Origin of the sequence: Pseudomonas sp. WS 5079 (genome assembly GCF_012985465.1) — a bacterium.
GTDB lineage: Bacteria > Pseudomonadota > Gammaproteobacteria > Pseudomonadales > Pseudomonadaceae > Aquipseudomonas.
The window spans coordinates 104,272-126,912 of record NZ_JAAQWN010000014.1; the positions used below are offsets into that span (position 1 = coordinate 104,272).

At 59.5% G+C, this 22,641-nt stretch carries 28 protein-coding genes; 9 read left to right on the forward strand and 19 right to left on the reverse strand.

All coding sequences use genetic code 11. The annotated features are described in order from the left end of the window. Positions 1-121 precede the first annotated feature (121 nt). Positions 122-433, forward strand: a complete 312-nt coding sequence (locus tag HBO05_RS27170; RefSeq protein ID WP_169953512.1) for a hypothetical protein — start codon at positions 122-124, stop codon at positions 431-433. Positions 434-722: 289 nt separating this feature from the next. Beyond that, positions 723-935 carry a cold-shock protein gene (locus tag HBO05_RS27175; protein WP_003234260.1) on the forward strand — a complete coding sequence of 71 codons (213 nt, stop codon included), beginning with the start codon at positions 723-725 and terminating at the stop codon, positions 933-935. 71 nt (positions 936-1,006) lie between these two features. Here HBO05_RS27175 and HBO05_RS27180 read toward each other — a convergent pair whose 3' ends face one another. Together HBO05_RS27180 and HBO05_RS27185 are read right to left on the reverse strand one after the other, a co-directional pair. Continuing rightward, a complete protein-coding gene (locus HBO05_RS27180) occupies positions 1,007-1,321 on the reverse strand; it encodes an I78 family peptidase inhibitor (protein WP_169953511.1) in 315 nt (104 codons plus the stop codon). A gap of 147 nt (positions 1,322-1,468) precedes the next feature. Then, positions 1,469-1,774 (reverse strand): hypothetical protein, encoded by a 306-nt coding sequence (locus HBO05_RS27185; protein ID WP_169953510.1) that lies wholly within the window; start codon positions 1,772-1,774, stop codon positions 1,469-1,471. 135 nt (positions 1,775-1,909) lie between these two features. Between HBO05_RS27185 and HBO05_RS27190 the strand changes: the two genes are divergently transcribed. Next, on the forward strand, positions 1,910-2,122 hold the full coding sequence (locus HBO05_RS27190) for a hypothetical protein (protein WP_169953509.1): 213 nt from the start codon (positions 1,910-1,912) through the stop codon (positions 2,120-2,122). 19 nt (positions 2,123-2,141) lie between these two features. On the opposite strand, the gene HBO05_RS27195 is transcribed toward HBO05_RS27190, so the two are convergent. From HBO05_RS27195 to HBO05_RS27225, 7 genes are read right to left on the reverse strand one after another with little or no spacing between them, the layout of a single operon-like run. Then, entirely contained in the window at positions 2,142-3,170 is a 1,029-nt protein-coding gene (locus HBO05_RS27195) for a nucleoside hydrolase (protein WP_172314743.1), read from the reverse strand. Positions 3,171-3,198: 28 nt separating this feature from the next. Further along, positions 3,199-3,600 (reverse strand): D-ribose pyranase, encoded by a 402-nt coding sequence (rbsD, locus tag HBO05_RS27200; protein ID WP_169953506.1) that lies wholly within the window; start codon positions 3,598-3,600, stop codon positions 3,199-3,201. Beyond that, positions 3,597-4,514, reverse strand: coding sequence for a ribokinase (gene rbsK, locus HBO05_RS27205; protein WP_169953504.1), 918 nt, complete (start codon positions 4,512-4,514; stop codon positions 3,597-3,599). The genes rbsD and rbsK overlap by 4 nt, the downstream gene beginning before the upstream one ends. A gap of 22 nt (positions 4,515-4,536) precedes the next feature. Further along, positions 4,537-5,559, reverse strand: a complete 1,023-nt coding sequence (locus HBO05_RS27210) for a LacI family DNA-binding transcriptional regulator (protein ID WP_169953502.1) — start codon at positions 5,557-5,559, stop codon at positions 4,537-4,539. Positions 5,560-5,562: 3 nt separating this feature from the next. Then, positions 5,563-6,540: an ABC transporter permease gene (locus tag HBO05_RS27215; RefSeq protein ID WP_169953500.1), complete on the reverse strand. Its 978-nt coding sequence runs from the start codon at positions 6,538-6,540 to the stop codon at positions 5,563-5,565. Next, positions 6,537-8,090: a sugar ABC transporter ATP-binding protein gene (locus HBO05_RS27220; RefSeq protein WP_172314745.1), complete on the reverse strand. Its 1,554-nt coding sequence runs from the start codon at positions 8,088-8,090 to the stop codon at positions 6,537-6,539. The genes HBO05_RS27215 and HBO05_RS27220 overlap by 4 nt, the downstream gene beginning before the upstream one ends. Positions 8,091-8,148: 58 nt before the next feature. Then, the gene (locus tag HBO05_RS27225; RefSeq protein ID WP_170043460.1) at positions 8,149-9,108 is read right to left on the reverse strand and encodes a sugar ABC transporter substrate-binding protein; all 960 of its coding nucleotides are present in this window, start codon (positions 9,106-9,108) and stop codon (positions 8,149-8,151) included. Between the two features lie 516 nt (positions 9,109-9,624). Between HBO05_RS27225 and HBO05_RS27230 the strand changes: the two genes are divergently transcribed. The 3 genes from HBO05_RS27230 (at position 9,625) to HBO05_RS27240 (ending at position 11,853) form a co-directional block, all read left to right on the forward strand. Continuing rightward, the gene (locus tag HBO05_RS27230) at positions 9,625-10,713 is read left to right on the forward strand and encodes an asparaginase (protein WP_057438625.1); all 1,089 of its coding nucleotides are present in this window, start codon (positions 9,625-9,627) and stop codon (positions 10,711-10,713) included. A gap of 194 nt (positions 10,714-10,907) precedes the next feature. Further along, the gene (locus HBO05_RS27235) at positions 10,908-11,159 is read left to right on the forward strand and encodes a DUF1654 domain-containing protein (RefSeq protein ID WP_057438624.1); all 252 of its coding nucleotides are present in this window, start codon (positions 10,908-10,910) and stop codon (positions 11,157-11,159) included. A 4-nt stretch (positions 11,160-11,163) separates the two neighbouring features. After that, positions 11,164-11,853 carry an endonuclease I family protein gene (locus tag HBO05_RS27240; protein ID WP_169953494.1) on the forward strand — a complete coding sequence of 230 codons (690 nt, stop codon included), beginning with the start codon at positions 11,164-11,166 and terminating at the stop codon, positions 11,851-11,853. 37 nt (positions 11,854-11,890) lie between these two features. Here HBO05_RS27240 and HBO05_RS27245 read toward each other — a convergent pair whose 3' ends face one another. Further along, a complete protein-coding gene (locus tag HBO05_RS27245; protein WP_346266498.1) occupies positions 11,891-12,265 on the reverse strand; it encodes an SPOR domain-containing protein in 375 nt (124 codons plus the stop codon). Between the two features lie 247 nt (positions 12,266-12,512). Between HBO05_RS27245 and csrA the strand changes: the two genes are divergently transcribed. From csrA to HBO05_RS27260, 3 genes are all read left to right on the forward strand, one after another. Continuing rightward, complete coding sequence (csrA, locus tag HBO05_RS27250; RefSeq protein WP_007920550.1) at positions 12,513-12,707, forward strand: carbon storage regulator CsrA; 195 nt, start codon at positions 12,513-12,515, stop codon at positions 12,705-12,707. Between the two features lie 209 nt (positions 12,708-12,916). Continuing rightward, positions 12,917-13,183: a hypothetical protein gene (locus HBO05_RS27255; protein WP_170043459.1), complete on the forward strand. Its 267-nt coding sequence runs from the start codon at positions 12,917-12,919 to the stop codon at positions 13,181-13,183. A 90-nt stretch (positions 13,184-13,273) separates the two neighbouring features. Further along, positions 13,274-13,525, forward strand: a complete 252-nt coding sequence (locus HBO05_RS27260; RefSeq protein ID WP_169953490.1) for a hypothetical protein — start codon at positions 13,274-13,276, stop codon at positions 13,523-13,525. Here HBO05_RS27260 and HBO05_RS27265 read toward each other — a convergent pair. The 9 genes from HBO05_RS27265 to HBO05_RS27305 all read right to left on the reverse strand — a co-directional run. Next, positions 13,512-14,192, reverse strand: coding sequence for an HAD family hydrolase (locus HBO05_RS27265; RefSeq protein ID WP_170043458.1), 681 nt, complete (start codon positions 14,190-14,192; stop codon positions 13,512-13,514). The two genes, HBO05_RS27260 and HBO05_RS27265, sit on opposite strands and share 14 nt — an antisense overlap. Positions 14,193-14,285: 93 nt before the next feature. After that, positions 14,286-14,924, reverse strand: a complete 639-nt coding sequence (pcp, locus tag HBO05_RS27270; RefSeq protein ID WP_170043457.1) for a pyroglutamyl-peptidase I — start codon at positions 14,922-14,924, stop codon at positions 14,286-14,288. 7 nt (positions 14,925-14,931) lie between these two features. Then, positions 14,932-15,882, reverse strand: coding sequence for a DUF979 domain-containing protein (locus HBO05_RS27275; protein ID WP_169953484.1), 951 nt, complete (start codon positions 15,880-15,882; stop codon positions 14,932-14,934). Continuing rightward, positions 15,879-16,604: a DUF969 domain-containing protein gene (locus HBO05_RS27280; protein WP_169953482.1), complete on the reverse strand. Its 726-nt coding sequence runs from the start codon at positions 16,602-16,604 to the stop codon at positions 15,879-15,881. The genes HBO05_RS27275 and HBO05_RS27280 overlap by 4 nt, the downstream gene beginning before the upstream one ends. A gap of 261 nt (positions 16,605-16,865) precedes the next feature. Then, positions 16,866-17,702 (reverse strand): 5'-nucleotidase, lipoprotein e(P4) family, encoded by an 837-nt coding sequence (locus HBO05_RS27285; RefSeq protein ID WP_169953546.1) that lies wholly within the window; start codon positions 17,700-17,702, stop codon positions 16,866-16,868. A gap of 139 nt (positions 17,703-17,841) precedes the next feature. Further along, positions 17,842-20,256, reverse strand: a complete 2,415-nt coding sequence (locus HBO05_RS27290; RefSeq protein WP_172314760.1) for a TonB-dependent receptor — start codon at positions 20,254-20,256, stop codon at positions 17,842-17,844. Between the two features lie 109 nt (positions 20,257-20,365). After that, positions 20,366-21,208, reverse strand: a complete 843-nt coding sequence (locus HBO05_RS27295; protein WP_172314747.1) for a FecR domain-containing protein — start codon at positions 21,206-21,208, stop codon at positions 20,366-20,368. Continuing rightward, positions 21,205-21,726, reverse strand: coding sequence for an RNA polymerase sigma factor (locus HBO05_RS27300; protein ID WP_170043454.1), 522 nt, complete (start codon positions 21,724-21,726; stop codon positions 21,205-21,207). The genes HBO05_RS27295 and HBO05_RS27300 overlap by 4 nt, the downstream gene beginning before the upstream one ends. 536 nt (positions 21,727-22,262) lie before the next feature. Next, on the reverse strand, positions 22,263-22,641 hold a 379-nt coding region (locus HBO05_RS27305; protein ID WP_172314749.1), incomplete at its 5' end, for a lysis system i-spanin subunit Rz.

The window sequence follows — 22,641 nt, forward strand, 5'->3', positions numbered from 1 at the left end:
CTACCGCCTTGTAGCGACAAACTCCAGGCTTTTGCAGCCAAAAGTGAACTTGGGCTGTACGACGGGCCTCAAACACACTGAAAATCGCCGTTCGTCATATCGACTCAAGGAGCATCTAACCATGCGCAGCACCTCGATCTTCGCCCTTGCCGCTTCCCTGGCCCTGTTCTCCATCGGCGCACAAGCCGCCGCGCCCTCCAACTGGCCTGCCGGCGCCCGGGACAGCTTTGTTCAGGACTGCAGCGCTGCTGCAAGCCAGAACGTTGATGCCAAAACCGCCAAAGCCCATTGCGAATGTGGCGCGGACAAGATCAACGCAGAATTGAGCACTGCGGAAATCAAGGAGCTGATGACCAACCAGAACGCCAGCCCAGAGCTTAGAAACAAAGCAGTCGCGGCTATTTCGTCCTGCAAGGTCGTAAAGAAAAAGTAAGCACGACGAGAATTCAGTCCATCAAAAAGACCTGAAAACCCTGTGAAAACTGCTATTTCGCACAATTTACACAGCTTTTACGGCTTTTTTTACTAGCGGATATTTCGTGCTAAAGCCCCGTAACCCGGGGCTTACAGCCAGCCAGGGCACTGAAGAAAACGCGATTGATTAGCAAACAGTGCCTTGGGGGGGCTCCCAAGCCGAACATTTCGACTATGATAGCCCAGTGTGCCCAGTTGGCCTGAGCAGCACAGTACTACTGAAAATATATGTTTCTTGGAGATACACCATGTCTAATCGCCAAACCGGCACCGTTAAATGGTTCAACGATGAAAAAGGCTTCGGCTTCATCACTCCTCAAGGTGGCGGTGACGACCTGTTCGTACACTTCAAAGCTATCGAAAGCGACGGTTTCAAAAGCCTGAAAGAAGGCCAAACCGTTTCCTTCGTGGCTGAGAAAGGCCAAAAGGGTATGCAAGCTGCACAGGTTCGCGGCGAGTAATTCTCCGCTGAGCTAAAAAACCCCGTCCATGTGACGGGGTTTTTTATGGGCGATACAAAAGCGCTGCGTTATCAGCCGCAGTTGACGCGGGTGATCACCAGGTTGTCATCGGTATTGAGGTTCAGGCGATCGGAGCGGTATTCAAGGGTGATCATATCGTTGGGCTTGAGAATGCGTGCATTCTGCGCACCTGCGCGGGTACGGGCCTGCTCCAGCAATTGCGGCGAGGCTTTCTGCCCGATTGCAAACTCCGCAGCCTTCGATTCACAGCGTGTATGAACAGCCGCAGCCGTGTCTTTGGCCGGCTCAGAGGTACCCGAAGTGCTGCAGCCCGCCAGGACGGTTGCCGCCAACAAAGTACCGAATGATGCGAGCTTCCAAGGCATGAAGCCTCCTATGATAAAAATGGACAGAGATCGTGCGACCGTGATTTGGCCAATTGGTTTCAGAATTGTCACAATTGGCCGTAAGCGAGTCTGCCTGACTCGGCCCTACGGCCGGATGAATCATTCGTCACCAGATATGAACAAGTGTCAGTAGACGTCGATGTAGTCAAACGGCGGATTCGGCCAATTCTGTTTCAGCGCGTTATAAATCTGTGTCACCCATACCTCATCACTGGCCGCTATCCGGCCCACATAGCCCGACCCTGCCGCCCAGGTCTCCAGGCGAAACAACAGGCCATTGACGTCCATCCCGCCCACCACGCAGGAGGAGATATAGGCGATACCAGCCTTGGTCACCCGCAATTGGGTGTGCTGGTCGTCGCTGGCACTGGCAATCATTTGGCGAACGGCTTCCAATGTGAGGCTCTTGGGGTTGGTCAAATCGATGTGCACGTGGCTTGTCCTGGCAATTAAACAAAGTACCAGTGTCGCACAGCCCTCCCCTCATGCCTAAGTAGCAGTGCCAAACGCGGCGCAAGATGGTTAACTCTGCAGGCCATTCCAGCCTTTGCGAACCGCGAGAACCCGATGACCATCGTTACCATCAATGCCGATATCAAAGCCAAGTGGCCCCAAGGGCAAAGCTCCTACAGCCCAGGCAGCCCGGAAGAATTGGCAATCATCGGCATAGACCTGCTGGTCAAGGAACTGGGCACCCAGGCCGCACAAGCCTTTATCGGCCAGATATTCGAAAAATACCCGGCCGACCATATGGGCGTCGAAGACCCCCAGCGCGAATAGAAACCCGCCAACAGGCCGCTTACTTCAGGCGCGCCAGGCGTTCGGTGAGCAGGTCGAAGAAGCCCTGGGCATCACCGCTTTCCACCCAGAACACGTTCTTGTCGTGCTTGAGGCCATCGTACCAATCGACGATGGTCTGGCCGAACGTCGGGCCTTCGCGGCTATCAACCACCATATTGGCCTGGCGCCCGGTGAACAGCTCAGGCTTGAGCAGGTAGCCGATCACGGTGGCATCATGCACCGGGCCGCCGCTCATACCGTAGTGCTCCATATCGCCTTTGACGTATTCATTGAGAATATCGCCCACCACTTTGCTGGCGTTGTTGTTCAGGTCGGCGATCTTCTTCAGGCGCGCGTCGCTGGTGAGTATCTTGTGGGTCACGTCCAGCGGCAGGTAGGTCAGCTTGACGCCACTTTTGAGGACAATTTCAGCAGCCGCCGGATCGGCAAACAGGTTGAACTCGGCCACCGGGGTAATGTTGCCGCCATTAAAATGCGCGCCGCCCATGACCACCACCTCCTTGATGCCCTGGGTGATTTGCGGCGCCTGGGTCAGTGCCAGCGCCAGGTTGGTCTGCGGGCCGAGCATGGCAATGGTGATGCTATGGGGCTTGGCGGTGCTCAGGGTCTTGATCAGGTAGTCCACCGCATTGCCTTCGGCCAGGCCTTTTTTCGGCTCATGCACGGTGACCCCGGAAATGCCTTCCTTGCCATGAATATTCTCGGCATAGATCGGCGTGCGCAGCAGCGGCTGCGGCGCGCCGGCATACACCGGAATCTCTTCACGGCCCGCCCACTCACGGGCCAACCGGGCATTGCGTGAGGTCTTGTCCAGGCGCACGTTGCCGGCCACGGTGGTCAATGCCCGGATATTCAGTTCCTGTGGCGACGCCATCGCAAACAGCAGCGCGACCACATCGTCTGCGCCCGGATCGGTATCAATGATCAGGTCGATTTTTTCCGCCGCCTGGGCGCTTGCAGCAGTTAGTACGGACAAAAGCAGCACACTCCGAAACAGGTGTCGCAGGGTTGGGGTTCTACGTTGCATGACGCACTCCTTGTCATTGTGGGAAATGCTAGAAAGTCACGCCAGACACCAGCGCGATATTACAGTAGGGCTGGCACTCGCCTGTACGCACCACCGCGCGTGCCTTGTGGCTGAGCAACTTGAATTGTTCATGACTGAGCAGGCGACGCTCACCCAGGCCACCCTGGTCGAGCGCGTTGAGATCCGCCAGCGCCGGCGGCTGCTTGAGCAGGATTTCCTCGGCCAATACGTGGCTTTCAACCTGCATCTCGCTGAGCACCACGCGCAGGGTGCTGATGAAATCGGGAATGCCCTGGGTCAGCGCCAGATCGATCAGTTCCACGCCCGGCGGCACTGGCAGACCGGCATCACCGATCACCAGGATGTCGCCGTGGCCAAGAGAGGCAATCAGCCGCGACAGGGCAATGTTGAGCAATGGAGTCTTTTTCATGGGCGAGCAACGCCTTGAACGTCATGCAGTGTAGGAATGGAGGGTTGCGCACCGGCACGGGTGACCGACAGGGCCGCCGCGACCTGGCCGAAACGAATGGCCTCGGCCTCACCCTGACCATTGGCCAGTGCCGCGGCAAAACCACCGACAAAGGTGTCGCCCGCCGCTGTGGTATCCACGGCCTGCACCTTGGGCGCCAGCAAATGCTCGAAGCCCTGGCCATCGGCGAACAGTGCGCCCTGCGAGCCAAGGGTCACAATGACCTTGCCTGCCCCGGCTTTTAGCAAATGGGCAGCCGCGACCTTGGCTGTTTCCAGCGAGTCCACCGGCACACCGCTCAAGGCCGACGCTTCACTCTCGTTGGGGATCAGGTAATCGATCGCGGCGTACCAGTCTGCCGGTAACGGGCCACTGGCGGGCGCGGGGTTGAGGATTACCGTCTTGCCCAGTTCACGACCGCGCTTGAGGGCATACCCCACGGTATCCATCGGCACTTCGAGCTGGCAGACAATCACCTGCGCCGCCTGCAGCACGGCGTCGAACGCCAGCAGCGACGCGGGTGTCAGTTGGCCGTTGCTACCAGCGACAATCACAATCGCATTCTGGCTGCTGTCATCGACCACAATCAGCGCGACGCCACTGGAGCCCTGCACCTCACTGACCGCCTGGCAGTCGATACCCTCCACCACCAGCGCATCGCGCAGTTGGGCGCCGTAGGCATCACTGCCCACACAGCCAATCATCGCAACGTCAGCCCCCAGACGCGCCGCAGCGACCGCCTGATTGGCGCCCTTGCCGCCCGGCACGGTGGCAAACGACTGGCCCACCAGGGTTTCACCGCCGCGAGGCAGCCGGCTGGCCCGGGTCACCAGGTCCATGTTCAAACTGCCTACTACCACTACTGTTGCTGGCATACATCAATACTCGTCAATTCGTTCAGCGGTTTGAGGCAAACACGCCAGCCAACGGCGCCGTTGACTCACGCAAGACAATGCTCGGCGTGACAATGCGCTGGTCAGCCGGCAATTGTGGTGTCGCAATCCGTCGCAATAACAACTCCGCCGCCGTTTCCCCCAATTGCAGGATCGACTGGCCCACGGTGGTCAACGCGGGGTACACATAGCGGCTCATTTGAATGTCATCAAAACCAATCACCGACAGCTCGGCAGGCACCCGCAGGTTGCGCTCGGCGGCCGCGCGCAGCACACCGAAACCGATCATGTCGTTGCCGGCGAATATCGCGCTGGGCGGTTGGTCCGCCAACAACTGCACCGCCGCCGCATAGCCGCCGGTACTGGTAAAATCGCTCTCCAGCACGCGACTGGCAGACACGACAATCCCGGCCTCCTGCAACGCACGCTGGTAACCGGCCAGGCGCATCTGCGCGACACGCGTGTGCGCGGGCCCACCGATACAGGCGATATCCCGGTGCCCCAGCTCCAGCAAATGCCGGGTTGCCAGGTACGCGCCCTGCTCGTGATCGATGCGCACCAGATCCACATCAACGCCCTCCAGGCCCCGGTCGACAATGACCATGGGCGTGCGCACCGCCTTGAGGCCCGTGGCCAGGCCACTGTCATCGCCGCCGACCGAGGTGACGATCAAGCCGTCGACACGCTTCTCCAGCAGCACCCGCAAATAGTTGCGCTGCTTCTCGGCGTTATCGTCGGAATTGCACAGGATCACGCAGTAGCCATTGCGCTCGCAGTAGTCCTCGATGCCCCTGGCCAGCTCAGCGAAATACGGGTTGAGGCTGTTGGGCACCAGCAAGCCGATGGTCGCGGTGGTCTTGGCCTTCAGCGAGCGGGCGACCGCACTGGGTACATAGTCCAGCTGCTTGATCGCAGCTTCGACCTTGAGCCGCACGGGCTCGCTGACCGGACGGGTCCTGTTCACCACATGGGATACCGTGGTGTAGGAAATGCCCGCCAGCGCCGCCACATCCTTGATGGTTGCCATGGCTCAGCCCCGCCGACTGGCGCGTTGACTGCGGTAGGTGTCGAGCACCACTGCAATCACGATCACGGCGCCGGTAATGATGCGCTTGGTCGGTTCGGTCGCGCCGATCTGCGCCAGGCCGGCCGCCAATACCGAAATGATCAGCACCCCGAAGAACGTGCTGATCACCGAGCCACGCCCGCCCATCAGGCTGGTGCCGCCGATCACCACTGCGGCAATCACCTGCAGCTCCAGGCCGGAGCCCGCATTCGGGTCAGCCGCTTCCAGGCGGGAAATCTGGAACAATGCTGCCACCCCAGCCAACAGCCCCATCAGGCTGAACACCAGGATCTTGTAGGGTTTTGGATTGATCCCCGCCAGACGCACCGCTTCTTCATTGGTGCCGATGCCGATCAGGTAGCGCCCAAAGACGGTACGCGTCAGCACTGCCTGGGCGACGATAATCACCAGCAGCGCAATGATGAATGATGGTGAGATACCAAAGGCCACCGGGTTGGACAGCCAGGCGAAAGAGTCGCCGATATAGGCAGTGCGCGACCCGGTCATCTGGTAGGCCGCGCCACGGGCCATTTCCAGCACGCCCAGGGACACAATGAACGACGGAATCCGCCAGGCCACGGTGATCGAGCCGGTGATGGTCCCCGCCAGTGCCGCGCAACCCATGCCGAGCAGCGCTGCCGGGACCACGCTCCAGCCCCAGCCGAGGATCGCCACGCTGACCGCAGACGCGGCCAGGGCCAGCACCGAACCCACCGACAGGTCGATGCCGCCAATGATCAGGATGAACGTCATGCCCACCGCCAGCACCATCAGGTCGGGAATCTGGTTGGCGATGGTGCTGAACGTGTCATAGGACCAAAAGTGGCTGCTCAGAGCCGAGAACAGCGCGATCATGGCCAGCAAGGCGCCGGCCAGGCCCAGGTAAGTGCCCAGGCCGTAGAAATTACCGCCGGCTTTTGCGGTTGGAGTAGCTGTTTTCATGGGGTTGTCCTGGGCGCCGCTTCATTGAGCAGCGCATCACGTTTCTGATAGCCGGCAAATGCGGCGGCAAGCAATTCGTCCTGGGTCCAGCTGTCCCGCTCAAAGGTCTCGATCAGGCGCCCGGCAGACAGCACCCCGATGCGGTCGCAGATCAGCATCAGCTCGCGCAGGTCACTGGACACCACCACCAGCGCCTTGCCCTGGCGGGTCAAGTCGCCAAGCAGCGCATAGATATCGAACTTGGCGCCCACGTCGATGCCACGGGTCGGTTCATCAAACAGCATCACCGCACAATCGCGCTCCAGCCAGCGGCCAATCACCACCTTTTGCTGATTGCCGCCCGACAACTCGGACACCAATTGCGCCGGGCTGGAACTGCGGATACGCATCGCGTCGATCTGGCGCTTGGCCAGGGTCGCTTCATCGCGGCCATTGACCAGGCCGGCGCTGGACACTTTGGCCATATTGCCCAGGGCCGTGTTGGCGCTGATGGACTGGCTGAGCAACAGGCCCTCGCCCTTGCGATCCTCGGTGATCAGCGCAATGCCATGCCCCACCGCGTCCACCGGCGAGCGAATGCTCACCACCCGCGCCGGCGAGCCAAGGGCGACCGTGCCACTGTCGGCCAGGTCGGCACCAAAGATCAGGCGCAGCAACTCAGTACGGCCGGCGCCGATCAACCCAGAGATGCCGTAGATTTCACCGGCCCGCACTTCAAAGGACACATCACGAACCTTGTCCGAACGGGTCAGGCCCGTCACCGTCAAGGCCGGCGCGCCGATGGTGCGCGGGCCGAGGTCGATGTGCTCGCCCAGTTCGCGACCGACCATCAACGTGACCAGTTGCTCGCTGTTGTAATTGGCCATCGGCTCGACACATACCAACTGGCCGTCACGCAGCACCGCAATGCGCTGGGCTACCCGCGCCAGTTCTTCCAGCCGATGGGAAATATAGATAATTGCCACCCCCCGGGCCTGCAGGCGGGTGATTTGCTCGAACAGCATCTCGACTTCACGGGCGGTGAGCATCGCCGTCGGCTCGTCGAGGATCAGTACATGACAGTCGCCGATCAGGTTACGGGCGATCTCGACCATCTGTTGATGGCCGATGCCCAGGCTGCCGACCAGGGTGTCTGGATCGATGGCATCCAGGCCCACTTGCGCCATGGCCTCGATCGCGGCCTTGCGCAGTTGCTTGCGGCTGATCCAGCCACCACGGCTGGGCAGGTTGTCGAGGAACAGGTTTTCGGCCACGGTCAGGGTCGGCAGCAGGTTGAGCTCCTGCATCACCATGCGAACCCCCTGCTTTTCTGCCTGGGTGCGGCTGGCCGGGGCATAGTCCTGGCCGTTGAACTGCATCTGCCCAGTGGTTGGCGTGACCAGGCCGCCGATGATCTTCGACAGGGTGCTTTTGCCCGCGCCATTCTCGCCGGTCAGTGCCAGCACCTCGCCGCGATTGAGCGTCAGGGTGATGTCGGACAGGACGGGCTGGGCATAGGTCTTACCGATACCGCTGACCGAGAGGACAGTGGCCGGTGCGGAAGATGACATAGGAAAATCTCCAGGCGCCCGCTCGACCTGAGCGGGCGCTGTAGTGCGCAGCCAGGGATTATTGCTTGAGGACGAGTTCAACCGGTGTTTCGATCACACCGTCCACGGACTCGACTTTTTCACCCTTGACCAGCTTCAGCGCATTCTGGATACCAAACACTGCTTGTTGTGCAGCCGCCTGGTCGGCGGTAGCCAGGACGCGACCGTCGTTGAGCATCGGCTTGATCGCGGCAATGTTGTCGTAGCCAACCACCTGCACCTTGCCCGCCTTGCCCGCCGCACGCACCGCAGAAACGGCGCCCAAAGCCATATTGTCGTTACCGGCCAGCAGTGCCTTGAGGTCCGGGTATTCGCTCAACATGGCCGCCGCGACCTTGTTGCCCTGGTCAATTTCCCAGTTACCGGACTGCACGGAGACAATCTTCATGCCGGCCGCATCCATCGCATCCTTGAACCCGGCGGTGCGTTGCTGGGCGTTGGTGGTGGTCGGCACACCTTCGATGATCCCAACCTTGTCACCGCTCGCCAGTTGCTTGGCCAGGTACTCGCCGACCAGGCGCGAACCCTTGCGGTTATCCGGGCCGACAAAGGGAACGTCGAGGTTTTTGCTTTTCAGCACTTCAGGGTCGAGGCGGTTATCGATGTTGACCACCTTGATCCCGGCGTCGGAGGCTTTCTTCAGCACGTTGACCAACGCCTTGGAGTCGGCGGGCGCGATGACGATGGCGTTGACTTTGGCGAGAATCATTTGGTTGACGATATCGATCTGCGCCGAGGTATCGGTTTCGTTCTTGATGCCGTTGGTGATCATGTCGAAATCAGCGGCGTGGGCTTTCTGATAGTCCTTGGCACCGTCTTGCATGGTGACGAAAAACTCGTTGGCCAAAGACTTCATCACCAGGCCGACCTTGGGTTTGACGGCGGTGTCATCAGCGAATGCAGAGGAGAGAGGCAGGGCAGCGGATGCGGCAGCCAGCACAGCGGCAGCCAGTAAACGTCCAGCGAATGGCAGCTTCATGGGTTCACTCCGATCTTATGATTATTGTGAGCAACGCCTGCACCTTCACCTCACTCATGGAGTGCTCGTGAAACAGCTCGCAAACGTTTGCGCTAAACAAACTATGCGAAGACTGCTGAATTTTGTCAACGAGAGAAATGTGCTTTTCCTGCGCAGGCTCTAGCGCCTGCCTTACAACTTGACCGCGTGCGGGCTAAACATTCGGGTTGGGTAATCGTTCTCCAAAACGACAGTTGCGCAGGAACACTTCAGGAGGGTGACGCTGATTTTTCCAGGGTGATTTTCGGACAACCGAACGCCGAAGCCGCCAGCGTTCGGAAATTCGGACACGAGTTAAAGCCAGCAAATTTTCTTAATGTAAAAAAATGATTTAAATCAATAAGTTAAAATCAAACCTAGAACAAAATCCGCCTGGTACAAATCCTGCTCTTAAACAGCACCTTGTGGCGCTCAGCGCAGCCCTGGGTGTTCTGGATGAACCTGCACACGCACTCATCAAAACTAGAGAGAAAAATAATGAAATCTGCACTCAAGAACTTTGTTCCGGGCGCCTTAGCCCTGCTGCTGCTCTTCCCGGTTGCCGCCCAGGCCAAGGAAGTTGAATCCAAGACCAAGCTGTCCAACGTGGTCGTGCTGGCCACTGGCGGCACCATCGCCGGCGCCGGCGCCAGCGCTGCCAACAGCGCCACCTACCAGGCCGCCAAAGTCGGTATCGAACAACTGATCGCCGGCATTCCCGAGCTCAGCCAGATCGCCAACGTGCGTGGTGAGCAGGTGATGCAGATTGCTTCCGAAAGCATCACCAACGAAAACCTGCTGCAACTGGGTCGTCGTGTCGCCGAACTTGCCGACAGCAAGGACGTGGACGGTATCGTGATCACCCACGGCACCGACACCCTTGAAGAAACCGCCTACTTCCTCAACCTGGTGGAAAAAACCGACAAGCCAATCGTAGTCGTGGGCTCCATGCGTCCAGGCACTGCCATGTCTGCCGATGGCATGCTCAACCTGTACAACGCCGTGGCTGTAGCCGGTAGCAAAGACGCACGCGGCAAAGGCGTACTGGTGACCATGAACGACGAGATCCAGTCGGGTCGCGACGTCAGCAAAATGATCAACATCAAGACCGAAGCCTTCAAAAGCGCCTGGGGCCCACTGGGCATGGTTGTAGAAGGCAAGTCCTACTGGTTCCGCCAGCCGGCCAAGCGTCACACCATGAACTCTGAGTTCGATATCAAGAACATCAAGAGCCTGCCGGATGTTGAAATTGCCTACGGCTATGGCAACGTCAGCGACACCGCCTACAAAGCCCTGGCCCAGGCTGGCGCCAAAGCCATCATCCATGCCGGCACCGGCAATGGCTCGGTACCGGCCAAGGTAGTACCTGCCCTGCAGGAACTGCGTAAGGAAGGCGTGCAAATCATTCGCTCTTCCCACGTCAATGCCGGCGGTTTCGTTCTGCGCAACGCCGAACAGCCTGACGACAAATACGACTGGGTCGTGGCTCATGACCTGAACCCGCAAAAAGCCCGCATCCTGGCCATGGTCGCCCTGACCAAGACCCAGGACAGCAAAGAACTGCAACGCATGTTCTGGGAATACTGAGTCACTGATATAACCCTTGCCGGCGATGGTGGTCCCAGGGATGCCATCGCCGGCAAGCCGGCTCCTACAAAAAATCCTCGCTGTACACCAATCCGCGTAAACCGTTGTCACACGGACTTCTTGAATTTTAAGCAGTTGCGAATTTCCTCACAGTTAAATACTGTATGTTCGTACAGCTAATTAAGGACTCCTCCGTGGCCAAGCCCTCCTCCGCAGCACCGACACCTCCCGACGCCTATCAACGCCTGGCGATCCGCGTGCAAAAAATCATCAATTCCACCAACGCGCAAAAAAACAAGGCCGCGCTGATTTTTCGCCTGCCCGAGGAACCCGAGGACGAATGGGCACGACTACTGGAGGAAATCGCAGAAAACGACAACGTCACCCTCGCCTATCGCGATGATGGCGGCGTGCAGATTTTCTGGGTCGTACCGAAGGAAGATTGAGTCAATGAGTGTCCGTTTTATCGCCCTGTTCTGTGTGTTTTTTGCCACCACTGCCCACGCCCAAGCCCCACGCACCTTCAGTGAAGCCAAGAAAATCGCCTGGAAACTCTACGCCCCGCAATCCACGGAGTTTTATTGCGGCTGCAAATACACGGGTAACCGGGTAGACCTGAAAGCCTGCGGCTACATTCCCCGTAAAAACGCCAACCGCGCGGCGCGCATCGAGTGGGAGCACATTGTCCCGGCGTGGCAGATCGGCCATCAACGCCAGTGCTGGCAGGACGGTGGTCGCAAGAACTGCACACGTACCGATAGCGTCTTCAAACGCGCCGAAGCTGACCTGCACAACCTGGTGCCGAGCATCGGCGAGGTCAATGGTGACCGCAACAACTTCAGTTTTGGCTGGTTGCCGGTGCAGGGTGGGCAATATGGTTCATGCCTGACCCAGGTGGACTTCAAGGCCAAGAAGGTCATGCCCAGGCCATCCATCCGCGGCATGATTGCCCGGACGTACTTTTACATGAGCAAACAATACGGCCTGCGCCTGTCGAAACAGGACCGCCAGTTGTATGAAGCCTGGAACCGTACCTATCCCGTTCAGCCCTGGGAGCGCCAGCGCAATCAGACCGTGGCCTGCGTGATGGGGCGTGGCAATGAGTTCGTCGGCCCGGTGAACCTCAAGGCCTGCGGATAAACGCGAGCGGGATCCACGGATCCCGCCAACCACCGTATTACGGGCGGGCCTTGTGCTCGATCACCAGCGACTCGGCGTCAGTTTTCTTCTTTTTCACCAGCCTTTCCTGCAATTGGGCCTGCTTTGCTTCGGCCTCGGCCTTGCTGGCGAACGGCCCTAACAGCACCAGGTCCTTGCCGTCTTCCTTGGCCAGATAGAACGTGAAGCCGTTTTCCAGCAACCAGGCGGTCAGGTCACTCAGCGCCTGCAGCTTGTTGTCGGGCGAGCGCACCAGGATGTCCCACTGCACAGCGGCAACCGCAGGAGCCTGGGCCTTGGCGGCTTCAGCCTTGTCTCGGGGGGTGTCGAGATTGGGCCCGTCACCGCATCCGGCCAACGCCAATACCACAAATGCCATCGCTACTTTACGCACTGCCCTGCCCCTTTAAGGATCAAAGAGGCAACTTTATCATTCACTGTCTATTCTGGCCGTCATAAACGTTGGCTTAAACATTGCGAAGGATGTTTCCCAGACCTGTATGATGGCGCCATGGGAATTAATGCCGCCTCCATGCGTCCTAAAGAGGCAGCCACAGGGAAGCGCTTCACAGTAAGCTACACACAACCGACATCCGCCCTGTTAGAAACATGCGTCCTTCAAAGCAATCAAGGAGAAGTCCATGCTGATACTCACCCGCAAAGTCGGTGAAAGCATAAATATCGGTGATGACATTACTATCACCATTCTGGGCGTTAGCGGCCAGCAAGTAAGAATCGGCATCAATGCTCCCAAGGATGTTGCCGTGCATCGCGAAGAGATTTACCAGCGCATCCAGGCAGGCCTGACTGCACCGGACAAACGCGAAACACCTTGAAGCCTCCCCAGTAGCCAGCCCGCTCGCCCCTGTAACGGCTGGCGAAAGCCCCTTGGCCTGCCCACGGAATCCCGTGATCCGCGCAACTTGCGCCAGGCCCCGCCACCAGTGGTCAGCACACAGGTTCAGCCACGGAACTTGCTGCACATTTAGCAGACAAATCTCTCCAGGAACGTAACAAAACCTTACGGTGCATTCGGAGCGCGTTGATGAGGCGATCCCTCAAAGAGCCTTATGCCTACAAATCCTGGATGATTGCCCTACTGATTGCCCTTGCTTTCGTGACAATCGGATACGGCCTCAGGTTTTACATGGAAGGCAGTACCCCCGCGCAGGATGCCGATTCTTGGCCTGACCTGGCGCTGTTTCTCGGTGGCTATCTGTTCTGCTTCTGCCTCAAGCCCCTTCAGGCTGCGATCCAGCGCAAACTCAACCGCCGCGCATTTGGGCGTGGTCACCAGAAAACCCCCTCTTGAAGCACCGATTGGATCCTATATTCAAACTATGAGGAACTATCCACGTCGGTAGCACCCATACCCATATCTTTCATAAAAAACATTATCGATATGGACATAGAACATAACGCCAAGCACCTACAGTCCCTGATCGAACAACTCTCGGTAGATAACCCGAAATCCTCCAGCGAACTGCGGGGCAAGCCCGAAGAAATCCTCGCAGGCCTGCGCGAGCTTTATCTGCTGAAACTGATCACCGGCACCTTCACCCTTGGGCACATTGTCGACCCTCTGGGCCACCAGTGGATTGGCGCGCAAAACATCCTGCTGACCCGGCGCGGCATGGCATTCAAGCCGTTGTAGACGGCAGCAGGCGCAGCCGGCCATCAGCATCGCACTGGGCACGCACGTCGTTATAATTTGCAATAGCCCCATGCTCCGTCAGCATCGGCTCGCCATGGGTGGATGTCACCACTACCACGTCCGCGCCCGCCGCCTCGCCTGCACGAATGCCCGCCGCTGCATCCTCGAACACCAGGCACTCGCCTATCGGCACTCCCAAACGCCGCGCGCCGAGCAGATAACAGGTCGGGTCCGGCTTGCCATTGGTCACATCCTCAGCCGTAACCATGACGGCCGGCGGGACCAGGCCTGCGGCGTGCATACGGCTCAACGCAAGGGCCTTGGGCGCAGAAGTGACCACGGCCCAGCAGTGCGCAGGCAAGCTCTGCAAAAAGGCCACGGCACCTGGGATTGCCACCACGCCCTCCACGTCCTCGATCTCTGCCTCGGTAATAGCGCGCGCTTGCGCGTGCGCGTCCACCCCTGGCAAGGCCTGGCGGCTGATCGTGTCGATGGCCCGCACGCCATGGATGGTGGTCAGGAACGCCTCGACGTCCAGGCCATGGCGCAGCGCCCAGGCAGCCCAGACCCGCTCTGCGGCGGCGATGGAGTTAAGGAGCGTGCCATCCATATCAAACAGAAATGCACGGTACTGGCGATCAAATACGGCCGGATGTTTGGCGGACACTGCTGGGTTTCCTCGTGCGCTCGTCGCCCGTGGTTGGGCCGTGATGCAATCTACGGATCAGCCCAGGCGTTGTAAACGGCGGATCGGCCATCATCAACAGACCTGGCCAGCGCTCTCGGCGATGTCACGTGGAGTATTCCAGGCGGCCAGGATTGCCACCCGCAGCCCTTCAACCGTTGTCGCCAACGCCATCGAGGGCTGAGGCTCGGCCGCCTGCCCTGGCAGAAAAGGCACATGGATAAACCCACTGCGCACTCCCGACCCCGCCAACGCATGCTGCAAGCTGTAGAACACCTGATTGCATACGAAAGTGCCCGCTGTGTGCGAGACCGAGGCGGCAATTCCGGCCGTGCGTAGCGCCTTGACCATGGCCTTGACCGGCAAGGTGCTGAAGTAGGCAGCAGGCCCCCCAGGAATCACTGCCGTATCCACGGGCTGGGCACCGAGGTTGTCCGGGATCCGTGCATCGTTGAGATTGATCGCAACCCGCTCGATGGAAATATCACTGCGCCCAGGTCCCAGCCCGGTAGCAATCACCAGTTGCGGTCGATGCTCGGCCAATAACTGTTCCAGGCAGGCGCCGGCAGTGGCGAAGGCACAGGGCAATTGGCGGGCGACGATTGTCACCCCGTCTTGCAGTTGCACCCCATCCAGCAGGCGCACTGCCTCCCAGGACGGGTTGATCAAGTCTTGATCGAACGGCTCGAAACCCGTCAGCAGCACAGTCCCCATCACCACCTCACATCAATACATAAAGAAGGACGATATTGACCAGCAACATCATCAACGCTGTGGGCATCTGCGCCTTGATCACCGCGTTTTTGTCCGGTAACTCCAGGAGCGCCGCAGGCACAATATTGAAGTTCGCCGCCATCGGGGTCATCAGCGTGCCGCAGTACCCGGAAAACATGCCGATGGCCGCCATCACCGCCGGGTTGCCGCCATAAATGCCCACCAGTACCGGCACCCCAACCCCGCCGGTCATGACCGGGAAGGCGGCGAAGCCGTTACCCATGATCACGGTGAACAGCGCCATGCCCAGCACGTAGACCATCACCGCCACCAACTTGTAATCCAGGTTGATGTAGGTGGTGGTGACATGAGCCACGGCCGTGCCAACGCCGGCTTCGTTGAACAGCAGGCCGAGCATGGCCAGCATCTGCGGCAGCACCATGGCCCAGCCCAGGGCTTCGGTCAGGCGTCGCGATTCACGCAAGGCCTGCACCGGCGTATCGCGGGTCAGCCAGCAGGCCAACCCCAGGGCAATCAGGCAACCGAGCCCCAGGGACACGAACGTGGTGTTCTTCGGATCCAGCAGCGGCACGCCACCAATCTCGGTGTTCTTGAGCAGCACCGAGCCAATCACCGTGGTCAACGGAATGGCCAGGGCCGGAATAAATAGTTTATGGCCCAGCCGGCCAGCGCTGGCGCGGGACGCCTTGTCATGCAACTCGGCATGGGTGCCACGCCCTACACCGCCGAGCCCGGCGATCAGTGCCATCAGCACCACGCCAACACCCACCACCACCGACGGCAGGTGCTCGCCCACCAAAAACGGAATGGCGAACAGCAACCAGAACAACGCGCTTGACCAACGCTTGGGATGGGTCCGGTCAGCCAGGATCATGCCCGCCGTAATCAGCAACAAAACGCCGGCGAGCCAGTACAGGTATTGGATGGAAATGATCATTGCGCGGCCTCCGACTGAGCGGTGACTGGCGCAGTGGCCGTCAGTTCACGCGTCAGCCTTCGGTCAAAGCGATGCAAGCGTATGGCATGCACAATGAACGCACAAATCGCCGTGGGGATGCCCCACACCGCAATATGCAGCGGCTCGACATCAATACCCGAACCCAGCAGGAAGGTATGCATCAGGGCAATCGCACCAAAGGCCACGAAGATGTCTTCACCAAAAAACAGCCCCACGTTGTCTGTGGCGGCGCACATCGCCAGGACCTTGTGCCGCACCTTGTCCGGCAGTTTTCCGAAGCGTTTCTCGGCAGCGCCTTCCGCCATGGGCGCCAGCAACGGGCGCACCATTTGCGGGTGCCCGCCAAGGCTGGTCAGGCCCATGGCCGCCGTGGACTCACGAACAAACAGATAGATGATCAACAGGCGCCCGACGGTGGCGCGCTCGAAGCGCGCAATCCAGTTCTGCGCGTGCAGGCGCAGGCCATGGCGCTCCAGCAGGCCGATGACGGCCAGGGGCAGCAACAGGATCAGTTGCAAGGCGCGGGTCTGCAGGAAGCCATCGCCCATGGTGGCGAGGATTTTTTCCAGGGGGAAGTGCGCGGCAAATCCGGTGGCAATCGCCGCCGCCGTTACCACCAGCAACGGATTGAAGCGCAACACAAAGCCGACCACGATGACGAGCACGCCAATCAGCGGCCACAGGTTCACAACAGTTTGCATGGCGTTGAGTCCTTGATTGCGTGCTGCGACGCCTGCATCGCCGATAAACGATAACGGGCAGCCCGACGCGGATTTTTATTATTGACCGGGTAGGTCGAGGGTCACTGGCGGGCATCTTTGCCGCTTGGAGCGGAGGGTGTCCAACAAGAAAAATTGTTGCTGCAAATCAATAAAGTTTGTGAGGGGATGTAATCCAATCAGGGCTTGCCACGATGTGCAAGGCTCAAACCGTGGCAAGCCCTTTTGGGTCAACCTGCTTGATCAGGGCTGCCAAGCCTTGGAGCCGGCTGCAGCCTTGAATTTGGCGCTGTTTTGCGGTGTGGCGGGCGGCTCGGAATCACCAAAGATGGCTTTGAGCCAATGCCCATCGGTGGGGTTGGGGAAGAGAATAAACTTGCGCCCGAACTGTTGTTTATCCTCGGTCATCAACGCCATGCGTTGCTGCACATCAGACACGTAGTACTTGCGTTTGAAGTCATTGAGGTTGTCGCCCAGCATCACGACCACCTCATAATCCTTGGCAATTTCTATCTGCCGGGGCTCTTTATTGGAAGAGTCGCGATAAACCGTCAGGTGCTTTTCATCGGCAAAGGGCAGCTTGTTCTTACGCAGGTTGGCCAAGGCGTACTCATAGGTTTTTTCGCCCTGGTCACGGCTCGTGACGTAGAAAACCTCGACCCCTTTGGCTTGCGCATAACTCAAGAACTCCACTGCACCGGGGGTGGCCACCGGGCCGTTTTCAGCCACCCATTGGTCCCAGGCGGCATCATCGAAGAACTCTTTGTCCGAATTGATCATGTAGCCCCAATAGCTATTGCTGCTCAACACGGTGTCGTCGATGTCACTGATGATCGCCAACGGCCGATCACCGGCCTTATGCGCTTGCAGAGCGCTGTCCAGGCGCATCTTGGCGACGTTGAAACCTTGATAGTAGAGCGCCTCGAATTCAGCAGCCGTCTGCCTCCAGGCAACGGCTGCCGTCAAATCATTGGAAACAGCGCCTGTGACTTGCCCGGACCATGCGGGCGCGCACTGAAGCATCAAAAGCGAGAAGAGAATGGGAGCGGCCAGGATCTTGTTGGTTTTCTCTACTTTCATTTTCAAACCCATAGTTAAGCTCTAGACAGCCTCAGCAGGCACTGCAAGGGTGTTGTTCTATAACACCCGGCAGGCCGGCTCAATATGGGTGTCGCGATCATGGATCAATCAGACGCAACTTGCGCACACACTGTGCGGTTTACCACTGATGTGTGTAGCTTGCCGTCAGTACGGTGCCTGGCGCAGGCAGGTGGCTGGTGTTGTTGCTGCTACGCATCAGTTGACTGTAAAGCGGGTAGTAACTGCGATTGAACAGGTTCTGGACCCCCATGCTGACCTGATCATTTTCACTGAGTTGGTATTGGCTGATCATATCGACGGTGGTGTAACTGTCGACCTTGCGTCGCCCAAAGCTGGCAACACCATCCAGGCGATAGTCGGCGCCGTCAAAAAAGTTGGCCTGCAAGCGGTTGCTCCAGGCTTCAGTCGGCTTGAACTCCAGGTACGCGGTCAGTTTGAGCGGCGGGATGCGATACCCGGTCATGTCTTGCCAGCCACGGCCTTCGGGCTGCTCCCGGCCTTTGATCCAGGTAAAGGTGCCGCCGGCGCCCCAGCGCTCATCGTCGGTCAGCCAGTCGGCACTGCCTTCCACACCGTAGATTCGCTCTTGGGTGCGGGTCAGGATCAGGCCATTGTTGAAACTCTGCACATCCCCAAGCTTGGACGTGGTGTAGAACACGGCCAGCGAGGCCAATGTCTGCTCGCCCAGCGCGCCGCGCCAGCCCAGTTCGTAGTTGTTGGTTTTCACCGGCTCCAGGTTGGAGGAGCCGATATCGAATCCACGCCGGGCATTGCGCATTTGCACCCCGATATCGGGCAACTGGAAGCCCTGGCTGAACGCCGCGTAGACCTCCTGGCCCGCTACCGGCGAGTAGGTCAGGCTGATGTTGGACAGCACCGAATCATAGTGCACCTTGCCCCCGCGAACAGTGGCCGGCTGGGTCGCTGCCGACTCCGAGAGCGGGATAAAGTCATCGTACTGGGCAGTGGCATATTCGTAGCGTACGCCGCCTTCCACCGACCATTGTTCGTTGAGCTTATGCTGCAACTGTGCAAAGCCGCCGAGGCTGCGGGTTGTCAGGTCGGGCATGTAGGTGAGCTTGCCGATCTTGTCAAACACCCTGCCGCCGCTGGCGTCAAAGGCTCGCGGGTCGAAGATGTCGATGGGCATGTCGCTGCGCTCCTGGTTGAAGTCAGCGCCCCATAACAACTCTGTGTTGCCCAGGCTCCCCAGCGGCGTGCGTAGCGTGACCCGGCTGCCAAACACTTCACTGTTCTGCATGACCTGGTCGACATTGCGTCCACGGGTCGCCACTGCGCGGGCATCGAACGGCGTGAACCGGGTGAAGTAGTCCCGGTAGTAGATCTGCGCATTGAGCGTGCCGCCCAGCACGTCGGCATGGGCGTACTCCAGGTTGAGCAGGGTGTTCTTGATCTGGTTCTGCTCCTCCAACGACAGGCCGGACAACGGGCGCGCAGGCACCGAGCCCGCAGGAAGCCTGGCCACGGACGGGTCGGAGGTGTAGTCGCTGTTTTGCTCGGCGTTGTAATGGCTGGCAGAAAGCTGGATGCGCTGCACATCATCAAGGCGCAAGCCCAACTTGCCGCCGACATTGAAGGTGTTGGAGTCGAACAGATCGCCCTGGCTTGGCTCTGGCGCAAGGCGGTGCCCCTTGGCGTCGTAGGAGGCGCCAATGTGGCGGGCACCAAAGTCCAGTGCGTAATCCACCCGGCCCTGGGACCCGGCAACATGATGCTGCAACTGGCCGCCCAGGCCATCGCTACCCAGTTTGCTCAAGGGCGAGACGGCGCTCAGGCTGGTGGTCGCTCGCGGCTCGCCGCCTGCCGGACGCGTCGTGATGGAGATGATGCCTCCAGTCGCACCGGCGCCGTAGATCGCACTGCTGCCACGGATCACTTCGATACGCTCGATCAGCGCGGGGTCGATGTTCGCCAGGTTGCGCGAGGAATCGCGGTTGGTATTGAGCGGAACACCGTCGACCAGCACCAGCATCGTCCGCCCGCGCAAGGTTTGCCCGTAGTCGGTAATGGTCCGGCTTGAGTCGGCCATGCCCGGGATGCTCTTGGCCAGCAAGGTGGCCAGGCTGTCCGAGCCCTGACGCAGTTGCTCCAACTGTTTGTGTTCGATGACATTGACCTGGCGAGCCTGGGGCACCAGGTCGCTGTCGAGCCGCGAGGCGCTGATGGTCAGGCTGGCCAGCTCCATTGTGCCTGGCGTGGGGGCTGGCGCCTGGGAGGTGTTGGCGGTATGCCCCTGGACCACCAGGAACGTTTGCTCATCACGCGCCTGCACCGTCAGCCCGCTTTGGCCGAGCAACCGTTCAAGTGCTTCCTGCAATGTGTAGCGCCCGCGCAAGGCCGGTGCGGTCTTGCCGGCCGTGATTTCACTGGCGAACAGGATCTGTGCCGAAGATTGCCGGGCTACGGCATTCAGGGATTTCTCCAGCGATGCGGCCGGAACATCGAAATCAACCGGGGCAGACTCTGCCAACGACCATTGGCTCAGGAGCAAGCTGCTGGCCAGCAAGGACATGCGCACCGGCGCGCGCAGGAAGGACTGACTCACGTTTTTATTCTCCACGAAGTAGGGTTACAGGGAGATAGCCGTCAGCACTGCGGCGCAACCCTACCTCGGTTGAAGATTATTTTTTCTGGCCGGGGGAATCGATCAGGACCGAGCCATCGGCCGCAGTGGAAACGCGCACCGGCAGGATCCCGGGCAACAGCGCCAGCAAGCGATCAACGTGACCACTGTCAAACACACCGGAAACCGGCAGGCGCGCAAGCCGGGGGTCCATGAGCCTTATGGGCTGGCGGTGATAGCGCTGCAGTGTGTCGATGACGTCTTCGAGCGGAGTGCTTTCAAAGACCAGCCGGCTTTGTTGCCAGGCGGTGACGTCATCCACGTCCACCCGTCCCAACCGAGCCTCTTGCCCCTTATGCACACGCAACTGCTGCCCGGGCTCCAGCGCAGCCACTGCCCCCGTAGCGGCCGCACGCACGGCGACCCTGCCTTCAGCCACCGTGATCTGCACATCCTGTTCCTGACGCCTGACGTTAAAACGGGTGCCCACCACTCGCACCACAGCCAACCCGGCATCGACCAGAAACGGCCGGTAGACCATCGGCGACACTTCAAACAACGCCTGCCCCGCCTTCAGCTCGACCTGGCGGCTGCGCAGGTGCCAACTGATCGTCATCTCGGTGTTGCTGTCGAGCAACACCTGAGTGCCATCAGCCAGCAGCAGCGCCTGGCGCTGCCCTACCTGGCTGGCAACGTGCTCGCTGCGGTAGGCAGGATCAATCCAGGCCACACCTGCAACAATCGCCAACAGCAGCAGCCCGAGGGTTTTTCCTGCCGGGCGTTTGTTTTTCGCGGGCGTCGGCGGGGGCAACGGAAATCGTTGCTTGAGGTCCTCACGAACCCGCGCGATGGCCTCGTCTTCCTGGCTGAAGTCCTTGCTCTTGTGCGGGTCGCGACTCATGGCAAGACCTCCGAGCCTAGATGTGCGCGGCAGATCCCCATACCCAGGCGCAGGTGCTTTTCGACGGTTTTCAGGGAAATACCCAGGCGCGCAGCCACTTCGGCCTGGGGCAGTTCATGCACTTTGTGCATGACAAACACCATTTGGCAGCGCGGCGGCAGACTGGCAATCGCCTCGGTCAGCAGCTCCAGGGCCCTTTCCCCATCAAGATGACGCTCCTGGCTCGGCGCACCGCAGACCACTTGTGGCAACACCGAAACACCGACCACCCAACCCTGGCGCCGACGCTCGCTGCGATACCGGCTGATCGCCATATCGCTGGCGATCTTGCGCAACAAGGCCACTGGCGTGCGCACACCTTGCTTTTCATCCTGCTCAAGCAACTGCAGGCACAAGTCGTGTATCACCTCACGAGCGAAAATCCGTTCGCCAAAACGCCGGCGCACATGATCCACCAACTCGTCGTAGTGCCGAACCAATGCTGCCAGCAGTGTGGGTTTTGGAGGGTCGGCCTGCACAATGACCTGCGCGATGAGAGGAACGGATGACCTGGAGAAAGGTGCGATTGCGCGCAGTATAAATGCGAATGTTTTACATTTGAAGCGTAGAGATGGACCTTTAGGCGCAATCGCTAAGCGGGTCAGAAATGGCAAATTTCTCGGGATAAGCAACGCTACCTCTACCGGGTAGGTCGTCGGCCTTCAAGCGCAGAAACATGAAGCTGAAAGCCGACCTGAAGGTGCAGTGCAATTGTCGGGGCGAAGCTTTGCATGAAATCCCAGACAACAAAAAAGGGCCCACCTTTCGGTGAGCCCTTCTAGACCGCCCAGCAGAGCGGATTTTGTTTGGTAGGCGCGATTGGACTCGAACCAACGACCCCCACCATGTCAAGGTGACCCCTGGTAATCCCTAAGCACATGATTTAAAAGGAGAAGCACCCAATATTGGCACCTCTAAAACAACCCAATACCCCCTATAAGAATCAATAACTTAGCGTTGTATATTCCTACAGTAGTCTCCCTCCCCCCGGCGTCCTGCCGACCGAACAAAATCCCTATTTTGAAACACCCCTCACATACGCCTGGCACGCCCGCAGCGCGATCAATCCTTGGTCGCCGGCATCGGTGATGGTGATAATTCGTTGAGCATGCGCTGGGTCAAGTTGGGCTCGACGGGCTGCATGAACCACGCCGACGGCGCCGGGGGCGGCAGGCACGTTGCAGCCACTGGCTGAATCCGTGGCGTCGAGAAGGACTGACAGCCGCACATCAGCAGTAGCAAGGCGGCCACGCAGCAGAGCTTGGTTGCGTTGAGCATCGGAAAGTTCTCGGGTGTGTTGTTGATCGGAGGTGGCCAGCGTCTTCTCCAGGCCCAGGCGCCTGTCCTGCTCGTCGCGCACTTGCTTGATGGCCACCGCGCTGATTCTGTCCAGC